General features: G+C 58.1%; 16 protein-coding genes. 8 read left to right on the top strand and 8 right to left on the bottom strand.

Features of this window, described 5'->3' with window-relative positions:
• Positions 1–4: 4 nt before the first annotated feature.
• Both QMG15_RS07060 and gloB read right to left on the bottom strand, forming a co-directional pair.
• On the bottom strand, positions 5–1,336 hold the full coding sequence (locus tag QMG15_RS07060) for a transglycosylase SLT domain-containing protein (protein ID WP_108358747.1): 1,332 nt from the start codon (positions 1,334–1,336) through the stop codon (positions 5–7).
• A complete protein-coding gene (gloB, locus tag QMG15_RS07055; protein WP_281788000.1) occupies positions 1,333–2,115 on the bottom strand; it encodes a hydroxyacylglutathione hydrolase in 783 nt (260 codons plus the stop codon). Before gloB ends, QMG15_RS07060 begins: the two co-directional genes overlap by 4 nt.
• Here gloB and QMG15_RS07050 point away from each other — a divergent pair.
• From QMG15_RS07050 to QMG15_RS07035, 4 genes are all read left to right on the top strand, one after another.
• A complete protein-coding gene (locus tag QMG15_RS07050) occupies positions 2,114–2,866 on the top strand; it encodes a methyltransferase domain-containing protein (RefSeq protein WP_281787999.1) in 753 nt (250 codons plus the stop codon). The genes gloB and QMG15_RS07050 overlap by 2 nt on opposite strands.
• Positions 2,863–3,315, top strand: coding sequence for a ribonuclease HI (gene rnhA / locus QMG15_RS07045; protein WP_108358745.1), 453 nt, complete (start codon positions 2,863–2,865; stop codon positions 3,313–3,315). The genes QMG15_RS07050 and rnhA overlap by 4 nt, the downstream gene beginning before the upstream one ends.
• Before the next feature lie 96 nt (positions 3,316–3,411).
• Positions 3,412–4,872 (top strand): efflux RND transporter periplasmic adaptor subunit, encoded by a 1,461-nt coding sequence (locus QMG15_RS07040; RefSeq protein ID WP_281787998.1) that lies wholly within the window; start codon positions 3,412–3,414, stop codon positions 4,870–4,872.
• Between the two features lie 20 nt (positions 4,873–4,892).
• Positions 4,893–7,994: an efflux RND transporter permease subunit gene (locus QMG15_RS07035; protein ID WP_281787997.1), complete on the top strand. Its 3,102-nt coding sequence runs from the start codon at positions 4,893–4,895 to the stop codon at positions 7,992–7,994.
• A gap of 47 nt (positions 7,995–8,041) precedes the next feature.
• Here QMG15_RS07035 and glp read toward each other — a convergent pair whose 3' ends face one another.
• Genes glp through moaA form a run of 3 tightly spaced genes read right to left on the bottom strand, consistent with a single transcriptional unit; the run spans position 8,042 to position 11,159 of the window.
• A complete protein-coding gene (gene glp / locus QMG15_RS07030) occupies positions 8,042–9,325 on the bottom strand; it encodes a gephyrin-like molybdotransferase Glp (RefSeq protein ID WP_281787996.1) in 1,284 nt (427 codons plus the stop codon).
• Positions 9,322–9,960: a molybdenum cofactor guanylyltransferase MobA gene (gene mobA / locus QMG15_RS07025; RefSeq protein WP_281787995.1), complete on the bottom strand. Its 639-nt coding sequence runs from the start codon at positions 9,958–9,960 to the stop codon at positions 9,322–9,324. The genes glp and mobA overlap by 4 nt, the downstream gene beginning before the upstream one ends.
• A gap of 23 nt (positions 9,961–9,983) precedes the next feature.
• Positions 9,984–11,159: a GTP 3',8-cyclase MoaA gene (gene moaA / locus QMG15_RS07020; RefSeq protein WP_281787994.1), complete on the bottom strand. Its 1,176-nt coding sequence runs from the start codon at positions 11,157–11,159 to the stop codon at positions 9,984–9,986.
• Positions 11,160–11,267: 108 nt separating this feature from the next.
• Between moaA and QMG15_RS07015 the strand changes: the two genes are divergently transcribed.
• Positions 11,268–11,411 (top strand): DUF3149 domain-containing protein, encoded by a 144-nt coding sequence (locus QMG15_RS07015; RefSeq protein WP_281787993.1) that lies wholly within the window; start codon positions 11,268–11,270, stop codon positions 11,409–11,411.
• Positions 11,412–11,506: 95 nt separating this feature from the next.
• Positions 11,507–12,034: an inorganic diphosphatase gene (gene ppa, locus QMG15_RS07010; protein WP_281787992.1), complete on the top strand. Its 528-nt coding sequence runs from the start codon at positions 11,507–11,509 to the stop codon at positions 12,032–12,034.
• Positions 12,035–12,107: 73 nt separating this feature from the next.
• Here ppa and QMG15_RS07005 read toward each other — a convergent pair whose 3' ends face one another.
• Positions 12,108–13,283 carry a GNAT family N-acetyltransferase gene (locus QMG15_RS07005; RefSeq protein WP_281787991.1) on the bottom strand — a complete coding sequence of 392 codons (1,176 nt, stop codon included), beginning with the start codon at positions 13,281–13,283 and terminating at the stop codon, positions 12,108–12,110.
• Between the two features lie 44 nt (positions 13,284–13,327).
• Here QMG15_RS07005 and QMG15_RS07000 point away from each other — a divergent pair, with 44 nt between their 5' ends.
• Together QMG15_RS07000 and QMG15_RS06995 are read left to right on the top strand one after the other, a co-directional pair.
• The gene (locus QMG15_RS07000; protein WP_281787990.1) at positions 13,328–15,022 is read left to right on the top strand and encodes an NAD+ synthase; all 1,695 of its coding nucleotides are present in this window, start codon (positions 13,328–13,330) and stop codon (positions 15,020–15,022) included.
• 35 nt (positions 15,023–15,057) lie between these two features.
• A complete protein-coding gene (locus QMG15_RS06995) occupies positions 15,058–15,396 on the top strand; it encodes a P-II family nitrogen regulator (protein WP_108358740.1) in 339 nt (112 codons plus the stop codon).
• 78 nt (positions 15,397–15,474) lie between these two features.
• Here QMG15_RS06995 and QMG15_RS06990 read toward each other — a convergent pair whose 3' ends face one another.
• Both QMG15_RS06990 and QMG15_RS06985 read right to left on the bottom strand, forming a co-directional pair.
• Positions 15,475–16,062, bottom strand: a complete 588-nt coding sequence (locus QMG15_RS06990; RefSeq protein ID WP_281787989.1) for a TIGR00730 family Rossman fold protein — start codon at positions 16,060–16,062, stop codon at positions 15,475–15,477.
• A gap of 8 nt (positions 16,063–16,070) precedes the next feature.
• Positions 16,071–16,451: a diacylglycerol kinase gene (locus QMG15_RS06985; protein ID WP_281787988.1), complete on the bottom strand. Its 381-nt coding sequence runs from the start codon at positions 16,449–16,451 to the stop codon at positions 16,071–16,073.
• Positions 16,452–16,465 lie beyond the last annotated feature (14 nt).

The following is a 16,465-nucleotide window of genomic DNA, read 5'->3' as shown; positions in this document are numbered from 1 at the left end:
AGCTTTATTTCTTGGCGACCTTGGTGTCGCCTTTTTTATCGCCTTTGCTGGCAACTTGTTTCTTGCCCGAGCCTTTGCTTTCTTTGGCAGACGCCAGCTTTGTGCCTTTGGCGTTCTTGCCACCTTTGGCCGCGGCTTTGCGTTTGGCCACGGCTTCGGGGGATAAATCGAGTTTGCCGTTGTCAGCCACTTGTGCGGTCACATCACCCAATACGTTGGCATGGCGGGGCACCAGCAGGGCTGAGCCCGCTTTGATGAGCATGCGTGGCGGGATGTTGTTGATGGCGCGAAAGTCCGCCTCGCTCATGTTCACCTGTTTGGCTGCATCGGCCACTTTCATGGTGGAAGGCGCAATCCAGGCTGTCCATGTGGCCATGCGACCCAAGGTGGAGGCTTCGTAGTTGCGCTGGAACACTTCGGCGTTGTCCCAAGGCAGCAAGATGTTGGGCGAGCCAGCGGCCAGCAACACGGGGCGGTGTGCCGAAGGGTTCAAGGCTTTGAAGTCTTGTTCCGAGATGTCGGCCAGCTTGGCCGCCACCGTCACGTCCATGTCGCGTGGCAGGGGCACGCTTTGGAAGTAGGGGTGGTTGGGAATGCTGGGCAGCACCACGCCGTATTGGGGCGGGTTGCCCACAATGTTTTTCATGGCCTGTAGCTTGGGCACGTACATGCGTGTTTCCATTGGCATGTTCAAGTCGGTGTAGCCCGTGGGCAAGCCTGCGCGTTTGTTGCGCGCAATGGCTTTGCCCACATTGCCTTCGCCCCAGTTGTAGGCGGCCAAGGCCAAGTGCCAGTCACCAAACATTTTGTGCAGGCGCTCGAGGTAGTCAAGTGCTGCGCGGGTGGAGGCTTGCACATCGCGGCGGTCGTCGCGGAAGACGTTTTGTTTCAGGTCGAAGCTTTTGCCCGTGGCGGGCATGAACTGCCACATGCCGCTGGCACGTGCGCTAGACACGGCTTGTGGGTTGAACGCGCTCTCGATGAAAGGCAGCAAGGCCAACTCGGTGGGCATCTTGCGTGCTTCAAGTTCTTCAACGATGTGGAACAGGTATTTGCTTGACCGTTCGCTCATGCGTTGCAGGTAGTCGGGCTTGTTGGCGTACCACTGGGTGCGGTCGTTGACCAGGTCGCTTTCCAGGTCGGGCATTTGGTAGTTTTTACGGATGCGCTCCCACAAGTCGTTGGGCAAGTTCAGTTGCGCCACACCATCGCGTTTGGCATTGCCTTTGGTAATGGGGCTCAAGCCGCCGGGGCTGGTCGCGCCTTGCTCGGCCAAGTTGGCGCAACCTGTGAGCAGGGCGAGGCTAAGGCTAAATACAGCGAGTAAAAATCTCATTTGAAATCGTTCTTCCATTCACGAAGGGCTGCAAAGACAGCCACGTCGTTGGTTTGTTCGAGCGCTGAGAGTCCAGCGTGCTGTGCAACAGCATGTCGCACACGGGGATGTCGAGCCCGTAAAAACGGGTTGATTTGCAATTCGGTGCCCAGCTGGGCGGGCAGGGTGGGGATTCCCTGGGCTCTGAGCTGCTGGCACTGCGCCATGTAGGTCTGCAAATCTGTGTTGCCAGGTTCTACGGCGAGGGCGAATCGCAAGTTGGAAAGAGTGTACTCGTGGGCGCAGCACACCCGCGTTGTTGGGGGTAATGCCGCCAAGCTTTCCAGGGAAGCCAGCATTTGTGCGGGCGTGCCCTCAAAAATGCGTCCACAGCCGCCAGAAAACAAGGTGTCGCCGCAAAACAGCACGGGGCTGTGAGGGGCATTTGGCAGGAAGTACGCCACATGGCCCGCCGTGTGGCCTGGTACATCCATGACCTTCACCGTTTGGCCCAGCAATTCAAGATGGTCGCCGTGCATGACGGGGGTAAAGGGGGCAGGCACCTCTTCGCGGGCGGGGCCAAACACGTGGGCGCCTGTGGCGAGGTGGAGTTCGCGCACGCCGCCCACGTGGTCAGCGTGGTGGTGGGTGACTAGAATCGCGGCCAATGTCAGACCGTGGTCGGCCAGCGCTTGCAACACAGGCGCAGCGTCGCCGGGGTCGACCACCACGGCCAGTTGGTCTTGTTGCCACAACCACAGGTAGTTGTCAGAGAACGCGGGCAGTGCAATCAGCTTCATGTCATCCACACCTTTAAAAAACGATAGTTTGCCTGACTGGCTGGCGTCTCCCGCCGGGCAGTACCTGCGTGCGTGGGAACAAACCTATTTAGACCGCGCCGTGGCCGATGTGTTTGGCTTTCATGCCTTGCAACTGGGCTTTCCAGCGCTGGACGCCTTGCAAGCCAATCGCATGCCGCACCGCTGGCTGGGCTGCGATACGGACCCCGAGCCTTGGCCCTTGGGTCGCGATGTGCTGCTGACCAACTACGAAGCCTTGCCTTTTCCCAGCGCTAGCTTGGACTTGCTGGTGTTGCCCCACACGCTTGAGCTGAGCTACGACCCACATGCCACGCTGCGTGAGGTCGAGCGCGTCTTGGTGCCCGAGGGGCGGGTGGTGATTTGTGGCTTCAACCCCAACAGCCTATGGGGCCTGAGCAAGAGCTGCAAGCGTGGCTTTTCCGAGGTGGGCGAGTTCATTGGCCAACGCCGTTTACGCGATTGGTTACAGCTGTTGAGTTTTGAGGTGGAGTCCACCAGTTTTGGTTGCTACCGCCCGGCAGTCAAAACAGAGCGCTGGTTGAACCGCTTGGATTGGATGGACGAAGCGGGCGTTCGCTGGTGGCCCATCTTGGGCGCGGTCTACGGCATGGTCGCGGTCAAGCGCGTGCATGGCATGCGACTGATGTCGCCGGCATGGAAAAAAGCGGTGCCGCGTGCGGCTACGGTGGTGACGACAGCCTCCAACACGGCATCCAAAGGAATGGAATGAACACGGTAGAGATTTACACAGACGGCGCTTGCAAAGGCAACCCTGGCCCTGGCGGTTGGGGTGCTTTGCTGCGCTCGCCTTCGGGCCAAGAAAAAGAGTTGTTTGGTGGCGAGCTAGACACCACCAACAACCGCATGGAATTGATGGCCGTCATTGAAGCCCTTCGCGCTTTGAAGCGCCCCTGCGTCGTGGCTTTGTATTTAGACAGCGAATACGTGCGCAAAGGTATTACTGAATGGATTCACGGCTGGAAAGCCCGCAGCTGGCGTACGGCGGCCAAGCAACCCGTGAAGAATGCCGATTTGTGGCAGCAACTCGATGCCTTGACCCACCAAGGTGACCACGACATCGTGTGGCACTGGGTCAAGGGCCATGCCGGTCATGTGGACAATGAGCGGGCCGATGGCTTGGCTAACCGAGGTGTGGAATTGGCCTTGTCGGGTAGGTGACAGATTTTGTGAAGCTTAGGTAAATTTGTCATTTTCGAAACTAGCCGCTGGTACATTGCTTGGTTAGTTTGTCAATCACTTAAAAGAATCGCACTCATGGCCTCCAAAAAGATGTATTCCGTTGTTGCGGTCGTTGGCATTGTGGTTGCCTCGACCTTGGCTTGGTGGCTGCAAACACCCAAGTCCGATGCCGGAGCCGCCGCGGGCGTACGTCCAAGTGGCGTTGAAATCACCCAAGTCAAAAAACAAACCTTGCGTGACGATGCCGAGGCGGTGGGCACGTTGCGCTCTTCACAAAACGTGATGCTGCGTCCTGAAATAGCCGGTCGTGTCTTGTCGCTGGGCTTTGCCGATGGTGCGCGTGTGCGTGCTGGCCAAGTGTTGGTGCAAATGGACGACACCCTGCAACGCGCCGAAGTGCAGCAGTCGCTCGCTCAAATGTCGGTTGCCCGTGCCAACCACAAGCGCAACCAAGAGCTGGTGGCCCAAAGTTTCATCGCCCAGCGTTCTTTGGACGAGAGTGCTGCTGCGTTGCAAGTGGCCGACGCCCAACTGGGTTTGTCGTGTGCGCGTTTGGAGCGCATGCGCTTGATCGCGCCGTTCAACGGCGTGGTCGGTATTCGCAGCGTCAACGTGGGCGACTATGTGAAGGACGGCGCTGATCTGATCAACCTCGAAAACATCGGCAGCTTGTATGTGGACTACCGCTTGCCCGAGCGCTACCAAACCAAGGTGATGCCAGGCCAAACGATTGAGGTCAAGCTCGATGCGTTCAGTGGCCGCTTGTTCAAAGCCAAAGTGGAAGCGGTCGATCCTTTGATTGATGCCAATGGCCGATCCATCGGTGTGCGTGCGTTGCTGGCCAATACGGCGGGAGAGCCGATCTCTGTGGGTGGTGGCAAAGGCCCTGCCACCCAAGCTGCGCCTGCTGCTTCAGCTTCAGCGCCTACGGTGGCAGCCAAGCCTGCGGCATCCGGACCCGTGGTTGCATCCACTGCAAACCGTGGTGCCGCTTTGCCTTCGCCTCAGAGCTTGGGCTGCCCCTCCAATATGTTTGACCGCACGCGCACCAGCGCAGGTGGCGAGCAAAACGGCCCCTTGCGTCCGGGCATGTTTGCCCGCGTGACGGCGGTATTTGCGGTCAAGCCCAACGCCTTGGTGGTGCCTGAAGAGGCCATCGTGCCTCAGGGTGGCAAGCAGTTTGTCATCAAGGCGGTGGCACCGTCTGAGTTGCCTGCACCTGCTGCCAGCGCTGCGGCAAGCGCACCTGTGCTGCCCCCTGATACCAAGCTGGTGTCTCAGCGCGTGGAAGTCAAGCTGGGCATCCGCCGTGGTGGCCAAGTGGAGATCACCGATGGCTTGGCAGAAGGCGACACCATCGTGATCGCTGGTCAACAGCGTTTGCAAAAAGATGGCTCGCCTTTGCGCGTGGTCGAGTTGGGCCGAGGCTCAGCCAATCCCGCATCGGCGCCTGCATCAGCCTCTGCATCAGGTGCCGCTTCTGGCGCATCGGGGGCTGATGCCGCCAATGCAGCCTCTCAAGCCGCCAGCCGCTAACCCGAACGCAAAGAGCTCACATGCAGTTGCCTGAGATATCCATTCGCCGCCCGGTGTTCGCCACCGTGCTGTCGCTGCTCATCGTGTTGGTGGGCGTGGTGTCGTTCACCCGCTTGAACGTGCGCGAGTACCCCAAGATTGACAACCCCGTGGTGACGGTGGAGACCAAATACACCGGCGCGTCCAGCGCGGTGGTGGAGTCGCAAGTGACCAAGGTGCTGGAAGATTCGCTCTCAGGCATTGAAGGTGTGGACGTCATCACCTCGTTGAGCCGCCAAGAGCAAAGCCAAATCACCATCAACTTTGTGTTGTCGCGTGATGCCGATTCAGCCGCCGCCGATGTGCGTGACAAAGTCAGCCGCGTGCGCCAGCGTTTGCCGCAAGGCATTGACGAGCCGGTGATTGCCAAGGTTGAGGCTGATGCCTTCCCCGTTATTTGGTTGTCGTTCAGTGCTGACACCTTGAACGTGTTGCAGCTCACCGACTACGCCAACCGCATTGCCAAGCCCATGCTGCAAACCGCGCCGGGCGCGTCTGACGTGCGTGTGTATGGCGAGCGCAAATACGCCATGCGCATTTGGCTAGACCCAGATCGTTTGGCTGCCTACAAGCTCACCACGCAAGATGTGGAAGACGCGCTGCGTCGCTCCAACGTGGAAGTGCCTGCTGGCCGCATTGAAAGCAAGCTGCGCGAGTTCAACGTCACAGCCTCCACGGATTTGCAAACCCCAAGCGAATTCAGCAATGTGGTGGTGAAGTCCGTCAACGGCATTCAAGTGCGCATTGGCGATGTCGCCCGTGTCGAACAAGGCCCTCAGGCCGAGCGCACCGCGACGCGTTTGAACGGCAAAGAAGCCATCACCTTGGGCGTGATCCGCAACGCCACGGCCAACCCGCTCGACCTGAGCGCGGCGGTGCGCAACATGATTCCGAAGATCAAAGAAAACTTGCCGCCAGGCGTTGAAATTGAAATCGCCAACGACAACTCGGTGTTCATTGACCGTTCGATCAAGGCCGTTTACCAAACCATTTTGGAGGCTGCCATTTTGGTGGCCTTGGTGATCTTTGTGTTCTTGCGCACTTTGCGTGCGTCCATCATTCCCTTGGTCACCATTCCTGTGTGTTTGATCGGCACATTTGCATTGATGGCCATGTTTGGCTTCACCGTGAACACGCTCACCATGCTGGCGCTTGTGTTGGCGATTGGCTTGGTGGTGGATGACGCCATCGTGGTGCTAGAAAACATTTACCGGCACATTGAAGAAGGCATGTCACCGTTTCATGCCGCCATCAAAGGCGCCAAAGAAGTGGGTTTTGCGGTGGTGGCCATGACCATGACCTTGGCTGCGGTGTACGCGCCATTGGCCTTCACGCCGGGGCGCACGGGTAAATTGTTCACTGAGTTTGCGTTGGCCTTGGCGGGTTCGGTGGTGGTGTCGGGCTTTGTGGCGTTGACGCTCACACCCATGATGTGTTCCATCATGCTCAAGCACAACCACAACCCCAGTTGGTTTGACCGCACGATGGAGCGTCAACTGGAACGCCTCTCCAACGGGTATGGCCGCCTCTTGCAATGGACCTTGTCGCGCGGTGTGGTGTTTGGCCGTGAGATGTCGCGTCGTTGGCTGGTGGTTGGGGTGATGGTGCTGGCCGGTATCGGCACGTGGACCTTGCTGAAAACCACCAAGAGCGAATTGGCCCCCATGGAAGACCGTGGCGTCATCTTGACCGTCATCAACGGCCCCGATGGCGCGACGATGGACTACACCACGCGCTACACCATGGCCCTTGAAAAGATGGCCGACAAATACACCGAGTTCGACCGCATCTTCACCGTGGTGGGTAACCCCACCGTGGCGCAAGGCAACGTGTTTTACCGCGCCAAGCCTTGGGAAGATCGCAAAAAAACCACCTTGGAAATTGCCCGCGACATGACACCCGCTGTGGCTGGTTTGCCCGGTGTGACCGCGTTCCCCATCACGCCACCTTCGCTGGGTCAGCCGTTTCGCGAGCGTCCTTTGAACTTCGTGATCTTGACGTCGGACAGTTACCAAAACCTCGCGCAAGTGGTGCGCAGTTTCCAAGAAGAAATTGCCAAGAACCCAGGCATCGTCAGCGTGGACACCGACCTGCGTTTGAACAAGCCCGAAATCAGCATGGAGGTGGACCGCGAGCGCGCCGCTGACATGGGCGTGCCCGTAGACCAAATTGCCCGCGCGGTGGAAACCATGATGGGTGGCCGACAAGTCACGCGCTACAAGCGCGAGGGCGACCAATACGACGTGATTGTGCAAACCGCGCCCACAGGCCGTGACACGCCTGACGACATCGAACGCGTGTTTGTGCGCGGCAAGGGCGATGCCATGATCCCTCTGTCCGCTTTGGTGAAAACCAAAGAGGTGGTGGTGCCGCGTGAGCTGAACCACTTCAGCCAGCGCCGCAGCGCATCCATCAGCGCCAACTTGGCGCCGACCTATTCCTTGGGCGAGGCGATCACCTTCATGAATGCGACAGCGCAAAAGGTGCTCAAGCCCGGTTACTCCACCGACCTCAACGGCACCTCGCGTGAGTTCGTCAAATCATCGGGCTCGTTGGTGATTGTGTTTGTGCTGGCCTTGTTGTTCATCTTCTTGGTGTTGGCCGCGCAGTTTGAAAGCTTTGTGGACCCACTGGTCATCATGCTGTCGGTGCCGCTGTCGATGGTGGGCGCATTGTTGGCGTTGCAGTTCAGTGGCGGCACGCTCAATGTGTTCAGCCAAATCGGCTTGATCACCTTGGTGGGCCTCATTACCAAACACGGCATTTTGATTGTGGAGTTCGCCAATCAGTTGCGCGAAGAAGGCATGGAGCTGTTCGCTGCGGTCACGCAATCCGCCACCTTGCGTTTGCGCCCGATTTTGATGACCACCGGGGCGATGGTGTTGGGTGCGATTCCATTGGCTTTGGCCAGTGGCGCAGGCGCTGAAAGCCGCAAGCAAATTGGTTGGGTGATTGTGGGTGGCATGAGCTTGGGTACCTTGCTCACCATCTTTGTGGTGCCCACCATGTACACCTTGTTGGCGCGCAACAAAGTGCCGGGCGCCATCACCATTCGCCATGAAGACGAGGACGTGGGTGCTTGACACCCACCTTCGAATTCACGCTTGACGCTTTGCGTCTACGGGGGCGCTTAAATAGCGCCCTCAAACATCAATACATCCACCTCGTCGCCCACCGCGACATTGCCTTGCGCGTGATGCAGCACGATGAGGCCATTGCCTTGCACCATCGAGCTCAGCACGCCTGAGCCTTGGTTGCCGGTGGTGCGCACCTGCAGCGTACCGTCGGGCGCGCTGCTGACAAACCCACGTTGGTATTCGGTGCGGCCCGCTTTTTTACGCAGGGGCTCTAAGCATTTGGCGCGCAACAGTGGCGCAGCTTGTGCGGTGCTGCCCATCATGCGCAAGAGTGCAGGGCGCACAAACGCAAGAAAAGTCACCATCACAGCCACGGGGTTGCCGGGCAGGCCAAACAAAACCGACTTGCCAATGCGACCCACGGCCATGGGTCGGCCTGGTCGCATGGCAATTTTCCAAAACGCCACGTCACCCAACTTTTTCATCATGGCTTTGGTGAAGTCGGCTTCGCCCACGCTCACGCCACCGCTGGTGATGATGGCGTCGGCCTCCCGTGCCGCTTTGGCAAACGTGGCTTCTAATAAGGCCGGGTCGTCGCGCACCACGCCCATGTCAATCACGTCGCAGCCCAAGCGTGTGAGCAGGCCAAACACGGTGTAGCGGTTGCTGTCATACACCGCGCCTTCGCGTGGCGCTTCGCCCAAGCTCAGCACTTCGTCGCCGGTGGAGAAATACGCCACGCGCAAACGGCGGTGCGCTCGCACATCGGGCAGGCCAAGGCTGGCGATGAGGCCCAAGGCTGCGGGTGTGAGGTGTTGGCCTGCGTTGAGCGCAGGCTCGCCTTGCATCAGGTCTTCGCCTAGCAAGCGGCGGTTGTCGCCAGCTTTCAAGATGTTGGGCGGAATGGTGACGGTGGTCACATCGTGTGCGCTGACGGTTTGGCAGAACTCTTGCGGCACCACGGTGTCTAGGCCGTCGGGCAGGATGGCGCCGGTCATGATCTTCAGGCATTCGCCTGCGTTGACCTTGCCTTGCCAGGCTTTGCCCGCCAGTGCAGTGCCCAGCACGCGCAGGGTGAGGGGCTGATCGGCTTGTAGCTGAGCTGCATCAAACGCAAAGCCATCCATGGCCGAGTTGTTGTGTGCAGGCACGCTGATGGGCGAGATGACGTCTTGCGCCAGTACGCGGCCCAGTGCGTCAAACAAATACACGTCTTGCGATTCGTCAGCAGACACGGGTTGCACGAGCTCATGCAAAAACGCGTTGACTTGGTCCACGCTCAAGGCTTGTGGGTCGTAGCCTTGCAGGGCGGCGGCGATGTCGTCGATGCTTTTCATGGCGCGGCGTTTTCGAGGGCTTGCAGTTCGTTCAAGGTATTGACGTTGGCAAACGCCAGCGGGTCATCACCCGGGGCGTCAAAGGCCACGACCACAGTGTTGTGCTGTGCGGTCCATGCGTCAATCTTGCGGCCACCGGCGTGGGTGAACTTGACCAAGCTTTCAGACAACTCAATCTTCATCAAGCAAAACACCGGTTGCGTGCGAATTTGGGTTTGGCCTTGGTCATCGGTCTCGGGTGCTGCGGCCATGGCGATGTTGGCGTTTTCGCGCACCATGGCTGCGGCCAAACGCTCGGCCAGGTCGAGTGGCAGGCGCGGTGTGTCGCACGGCACGGTGAGCACGTAGGGTGTTTCGGCGCGCTCTAGGCCCACCAAAAAACCCGACAGCGGCCCGGCAAAGTCAGCCGAGGCATCGGGCCATACAGAGGCTCCAAACGACTCATAGGCCGAGAGGTTGCGGTTGGCGTTGACCATCACGGTTTCTACCTGGGGACCTAGGCGCATGAGGGTGTGCAAGGCCAGCGGGATGCCGTTGAAGTTTTGCAAGCCTTTGTCCACGCCGCCCATGCGGCTGCCTCGGCCTCCGGCCAAGATGAGGCCGGTGATGTCTTGGGGTTCAATGCTGTGTGTCATGCGGGTGTGTTGGTTAGGGCTGCTTAGCCACCGATGTAGCTCATCTCGACGCGACGTGCCGCAGATGAACCGTCGGGTGAGCTGTCGGCGGGCAGGGAGGCGCGGAGTTCGGAATAGCGGTCGTCGCGGCCTTGCCAAATATGGCCGATGGCCGACGCAATATCGGCATCGCTGGCTTTCCCCCCTCGCATGAGGCTGCGCAAGTCATAACCCTGTGTGGCAAACAAACAAAGGTAGAGCTTGCCTTCGGTGGAGAGGCGGGCGCGGTTGCAGTCGCGGCAAAACGCTTGGGTCACGCTGCTGATCACACCCACTTCGCCCAAGACAGGATCGAACACGCCTGCGGCGTTGGCATAGCCCCAGCGCTGCGCGGTTTCGCCTTGTGCGCTGGCCTCTAAGGCCACGAGTGGGAATTCTTGTTGCAGGCGTTGAATCACGTCGGCAGAAGGCAACACATCGTCCATGCACCAGCCATTGGTCGCGCCCACATCCATGTATTCGATGAAGCGCAGCGTGATGCCGCTGCTGCGGAAGTGGCGGGCCATGGGCAAGATTTGGTCGACGTTGGTGCGACGCTTGACCACCATGTTGACTTTGAGGCCGGTCAACTGGCCGTTGGCATCCAGCCCCAAGCCTGCGTCTTTGGCGGCGGCAATGCCGTCGAGCACATCGCTCACGGGAAAGTCCACATCGTTCATGGCGCGGAACACGGCATCGTCCAAGCCGTCTAGGCTCACGGTCACGCGGTTCAGGCCCGCGTCTTTGAGTGACTTGGCTTTGCGGGCCAACAGCGAGCCGTTGGTGGTGAGGGTGAGGTCTAGCGGCGTGCCGTCAGGCGTTTGGATATTGGCCAGCTGGTCCACCAAGATTTCAAGGTTTTTGCGCAGCAGAGGCTCGCCACCGGTGAGACGAATTTTGCGCACGCCGTGGGATACAAACACTTTGGCAAGGCGAGTGATTTCTTCAAAGTTCAGCAAGTCACCATGAGGCAGGTAGGCGTAATCTTTGTTGAACACCTCTTTGGGCATGCAGTAGTTGCAGCGAAAGTTGCAACGGTCGGTCACGCTGATGCGCAAGTCGTGTAGGGGACGACCCAAGCTGTCGCTGAGCAAACCATTGGCTGCAATGGGTTGCAAAGGGAGGGTGGCCGGTAAGGCAAGGAGCCGTTGATCGACCAAGGGAATCACGCGTTCAGACATGTTTTGATTTTGCCTGAGCCACGAATCCCCTAAGCCTTGATGTAGATCAGTGCGACAAGCGTTGAGACGGGGCAAAGTAGGGGCATTGCAATTGATAGGAGTAACCCCATGAAAGCTTGGATTGACCTTTTTTCGACCGACTACGGCTTGATGAGCGTGGCCGTGATTGCCTTTGTTTTGGTGATGGCGGTGTACTTTTTGCGTGTTTTCTTAGGCTTGATGGACGAAACGGGTAAAAGTACCCACGAATAAAGGTTTCGCAGACAACGCAGAGACGCAAGCCCCGTGAAAGTAAAATCGGGGCTAATCCTCTGTGTTTCTTTTTTAACTTTTATAACAAGACAACCATGTCCCTGAATCAAGTCACCCCCGGTAGCAAAGTTCCTGAAGCCTTCAACGTGATCATCGAAATCCCGATGAACTCGGATCCCGTGAAGTACGAAGTTGACAAAGAGTCTGGCGCTCTGTTCGTGGACCGCTTCATGGGCACGGCCATGCATTACCCCACCAACTACGGCTATGTGCCACAAACCATCGCTGGCGACGGCGACCCTGTGGACGTGTTGGTGATGACACCTTTCCCATTGCCACCCGGCGTGGTGGTGCCTTGCCGTGCGCTGGGCATCTTGTTGATGGAAGACGAAGGTGGCGTGGACGGCAAAGTGTTGGCAGTGCCGACCGAGAAAATCTTGGCTCGTTACAGCAACATCAAGTCATTGGCTGACATCCATGAGTTGCAGTTGCAACAAATCGCCCACTTCTTTGAGCACTACAAAGACCTCGAAAAAGGCAAGTGGGTCAAAGTCAAGGGTTGGGAAGGCATTGAGTCTGCCCACAAAGAAATCTTGGACGGCATGGCCAACTACAAGAAGTAATTCTTGGTTGTGTTTACCGAAAGCCCGCTTTGGCGGGCTTTTTTGTTTCTGCGGGCTTTTTATGCCTGCTTGACTATTGAGGCTCTTGGCGTTTGAAGGGGCTGCGCTCGGCCAAGTGGTCGAGGTAGTTGTCAACACCCGCTGACTCACGTTCAAGAAACCGTTCCACGGCATCTGCAAACGCGGGGTGGGCCAGCCAATGTGCGCTGTAGGTGGGGACGGGCATGAGGGCGCGGGCCATTTTGTGTTCGCCTTGCGCGCCACCTTCAAAGCGCTGCACGCCGTTGGCGATGCACCAGTTGAGTGGTTGGTAGTAGCAGGCTTCAAAGTGCAGGCAGTCCACGCGCTCTAACGCGCCCCAGTAGCGGCCATAGGCAACGGCCTCTGCGCTGCCTAGCCCCTGCACAGCCACCAAGCTGCTGGCGATGGGGCGGTTGTCGCGCTCGGCCACAAACAGCACCCAGTTCTCAGGCATGTCGCGCTGCATGTGTTCAAAGAAGGTGCGGCTCAGGTACGGCGCGTTGCCGTGTTCGAGGTAAGTGCGCTCGTAGCATTGGTAGAAAAAATCCCAGTCAGTCGTGCTGATGGCGGAGCCGACTGAGGTGCGAAACGTCACGCCTGCATCGGCCACGCGGCGGCGTTCTTGTTTGATTTTTTTGCGTTTCTCTTGGGAGAGGCTGGCCAAGAAAGAATCGAAGCTCTCAAAGGGCGTCCCTTGCAGGTCGGCGTTGTGCCAATGGAATTGCACGGTTTGTCTCTGCATCAGGCCAAGGGCGTTGCAAACAGCACGGTCGTCGGGGCTGGTGAACAGCAAATGCAAGGAGGACAGTTGGTGCTGTTGCGCCACGTCGAGCATGGCTTTGAGCAAGGCTTGGCGAGCGATGGCATCCACGGCCAGCAAGCGTGACCCCGGCACGGGCGTGAATGGCACGGCACACGTGGCTTTGGGGAAGTAGTTCAGGCCGTGGTCGGCATAGGCGTTGGCCCATGCCCAGTCGAACACGTATTCGCCGTAGGAGTGGTCTTTGATATACAGCGCACTTGCAGCAGCCAAGGACTCGTCTACCCAAAGCGTGACAAATTGCGGCGTCCAACCCGTCTCGGGTGTGGCACTGCCGCTGGCGTGTAAGGCGGCCAGATAAGCGTGCTGCATGAAGGGCGAGGGTGCATCTTGCTGCGCGAGCAGTGCATCCCACGCGGCAGCAGGGATATCGAGCGGGCTCGCGTGGACGCGGATGACATAATCCATTTGCTTTTTTAGACCTGTTTTACTTTGGACACGTGCCTGCTGCCATGACTCTCAAAATTTGTGTTGCTCAATTGAATTTCGTGGTGGGCGACATGGCGGGTAACGCCCAGAAGATCATCGATTGCGCCACGGCCGCGTATCAAGACGGTGCCCGCTTGGTGCTCACGCCCGAGCTGTCGCTGTGCGGCTACGCTGCCGAAGATTTATTCCTTCGACCCTCATTCATCCAAGCCTGTGATGATGCCTTGAAAACTGTGTCCGCTGCCTTGAGCGGGTTAAAGGGTTTGCATGTGGTGGTGGGGCACCCTTCGGGTGGCGATGAGCGCACACGTTCGGTGTCGGTGCAACGCCGTTTCAACATGGCGAGTGTGGTGTGTGAGGGCCAAGTTGTTGCGTCTTACGCCAAGCGTGAGCTGCCCAATTACCAAGTGTTTGACGAGCGCCGCTATTTCGTGGCGGGCAACCAGCCTTGTGTGTTTGACGTGGCTGGCACGAAAGTGGGTCTGTTGATTTGTGAAGATGCTTGGTTTGATGCGCCTGCTGCGGACGCCAAAGCGGCAGGTGCCGAGCTGTTGGCCGTGATCAACGCGTCGCCATTCCATGTGGGTAAGGGCGACGAGCGCGAGCAAGCGATGCGTAGCCGTGTGCAAGCGACAGGTTTGCCTTTGATTTACGCGCATTTGGTGGGTGGGCAAGACGAAGTGGTGTTTGAAGGCCGCTCGTTTGCACTCAATGCCAATGGCGCGTTGGCAGGGCGTGCGCCTAGTTTCGAAGTGGCAACGTTCACGGTCGATGTGACGCGTGAGCAGGCGACACAGGCGCCGTCTAGCGGCGGCTCTGCGAAGATTCATCTATCGAGCGATGTGGCAGAAGACGGTTCGCTTGAAGCCGACTTGTGGCACGCCTTGGTGCTGGGCGTGCGTGACTACATTGGCAAAAACGGTTTTCCTGGTGCCTTGTTGGGACTGTCTGGCGGGATTGATTCGGCCTTGGTGCTGGCCATTGCTGTGGATGCTTTGGGTGCAGACAACGTGCGCACGGTGATGATGCCGTCGCCGTACACGGCCGAGATCAGCTGGGTCGATGCGCGTGACATGGCCAAACGCATGGGCGTGCGCTACGACGAGGTGTCCATCGTGCCGGAGTTTGAGGCGTTCTTGGGTTCGCTCAAGGCCGACTTTGAAGGCACGCAGCTGGACACCACCGAAGAGAACATCCAAGCCCGCATTCGCGGCACGTTGCTGATGGCGTTGTCCAACAAGTTCGGCTCCATCGTCTTGACCACCGGTAACAAGAGCGAAATGGCCACGGGCTATTGCACGCTCTACGGCGACATGGCGGGTGGATTTGCGGTGCTGAAAGACGTGGCTAAGACCTTGGTGTTCAAGTTGGCGCGTTGGCGCAATGCCCATGACCCGTATGGCACCGGAACCGATCCCATTCCTGAGCGCATCATCACGCGTCCGCCGAGTGCTGAGTTGCGCCCCGACCAAACTGACCAAGACAGCTTGCCGCCGTATGAGGTGTTGGACGAGATCATTGCGCGCTTCATGGAGAACGACCAAAGCTCAGACGACATCATGGCCGCAGGCTTTGCGCGTGCCGATGTGGAGAAGGTGACCCGTTTGATTCGCATCAACGAGTACAAACGCCGTCAATCGCCCGTGGGGATTCGTGTGACCCATCGCAGTTTTGGCAAGGATTGGCGTTATCCTATAACCAATAAATTTCGCGCCTGACCAGGCCCTTCCATTGAACCCCAAGGATTCGAATCATGAAGCAAATTACCGCTGTTATCAAACCATTCAAACTCGAAGAGGTGCGCGAAGCATTGGCTGAGTGTGGTGTGACCGGTTTGACCGTGACTGAGGTCAAAGGCTTTGGCCGTCAAAAGGGCCATACCGAGTTGTACCGTGGTGCTGAGTACGTGGTCGATTTTTTGCCTAAGGTGAAGATTGAGGTGACCGTGAAGTCCGCTGACGTGGACAACTGCGTGGATGCCATCGTGCGTGCCGCTCGCACTGGCAAGATTGGTGACGGCAAGATTTTCATCACGCCCGTGGAGCGCGTGGTGCGTATCCGCACGGGTGAGTTGGACGAAACAGCGATCTGATTTAGCGATTTAAGTTTCGTTTTTCAAATGCAAAAGCCGCAGCCTATCAGGGCTGCGGCTTTTTTTATGCGTGTGAAATTAGAGGCCAGCCAGTTGAGGTTCAGGCGAAAAACCTGCAGCTTGCACCAGATCTTGCAGCAAGGCGGTTGGCTCTGTGCCGCTGCGAATCAAATCCATCTGCCAATCGTTCAAAAACCCTTGGCGCACACTGTTTTGTGCGAATTGCAGCAAACCGTCGTAATAGCCCTGAGTGTTGAGCAAACCAATGGGCTTGTCGTGATAACCAAGCTGGCGCCAGGTCCACACCTCAAAGAACTCTTCAAAGGTGCCAATCCCGCCGGGTATGGCTAAAAACACATCGGCACGTTCGGCCATCATGTGTTTGCGCTCGTGCATGGTGTCCACCACATGGAGTTCGGTACACGCGGTGCGGGTGTTTTCTTTGGTTTGAAGCGCTTTGGGGATGATGCCCACCACGCGTCCACCCGCGTCAGCGGTGGCTTGTGCCACCAGGCCCATCAAACCGTTGTTGCCGCCGCCGTACACCAGTTGGCCGTTGTGTTGACCAATCCAAGTGCCAACTTGGCGAGCCACATTGGCGTATTCCGGCTGAGCGCCGCTGCGCGAACCGCAGTAGACGCAAACAGAAAAAGCTGGGTTGTTCATGAACGTCTTCAAGCGAAAAAGTTGGCGTAGATGGCTGCGGCCCAAACGGCGATACAAAGCAGCAAGCTCAAGAGCACGGCAGCGCTGCCTGTGTCTTTGGCACGTTTGGCCAGTTCGTGCCATTCGGGGCCAATGCGGTCGATGGCCGATTCAATGCCTGTATTCAGCAATTCAATGACCAAGACCAAGACGACGGTGCCCATCAACAAGGCTGTTTCAAGCCAAGTTTGGCCGACGTAAAAAGACAAAGGCACTAAAAGGAATGATCCCATGGCTTCTTGGCGAAAGGCTTTTTCATGCCATCCCGCTTTGAGTCCGCTCAGTGAGTAACCGAAGGCGTGCCAGACGCGGTCGAGGCCAGTTCTGTTTTTTTGTGGGTTTGCACTCATGCGTTGAACTGTAA

This window comes from Limnohabitans sp. INBF002, from assembly GCF_027924905.1.
Lineage (GTDB): Bacteria > Pseudomonadota > Gammaproteobacteria > Burkholderiales > Burkholderiaceae_C > Limnohabitans.
This window is presented reverse-complemented; position numbering and strand designations above follow the sequence as displayed.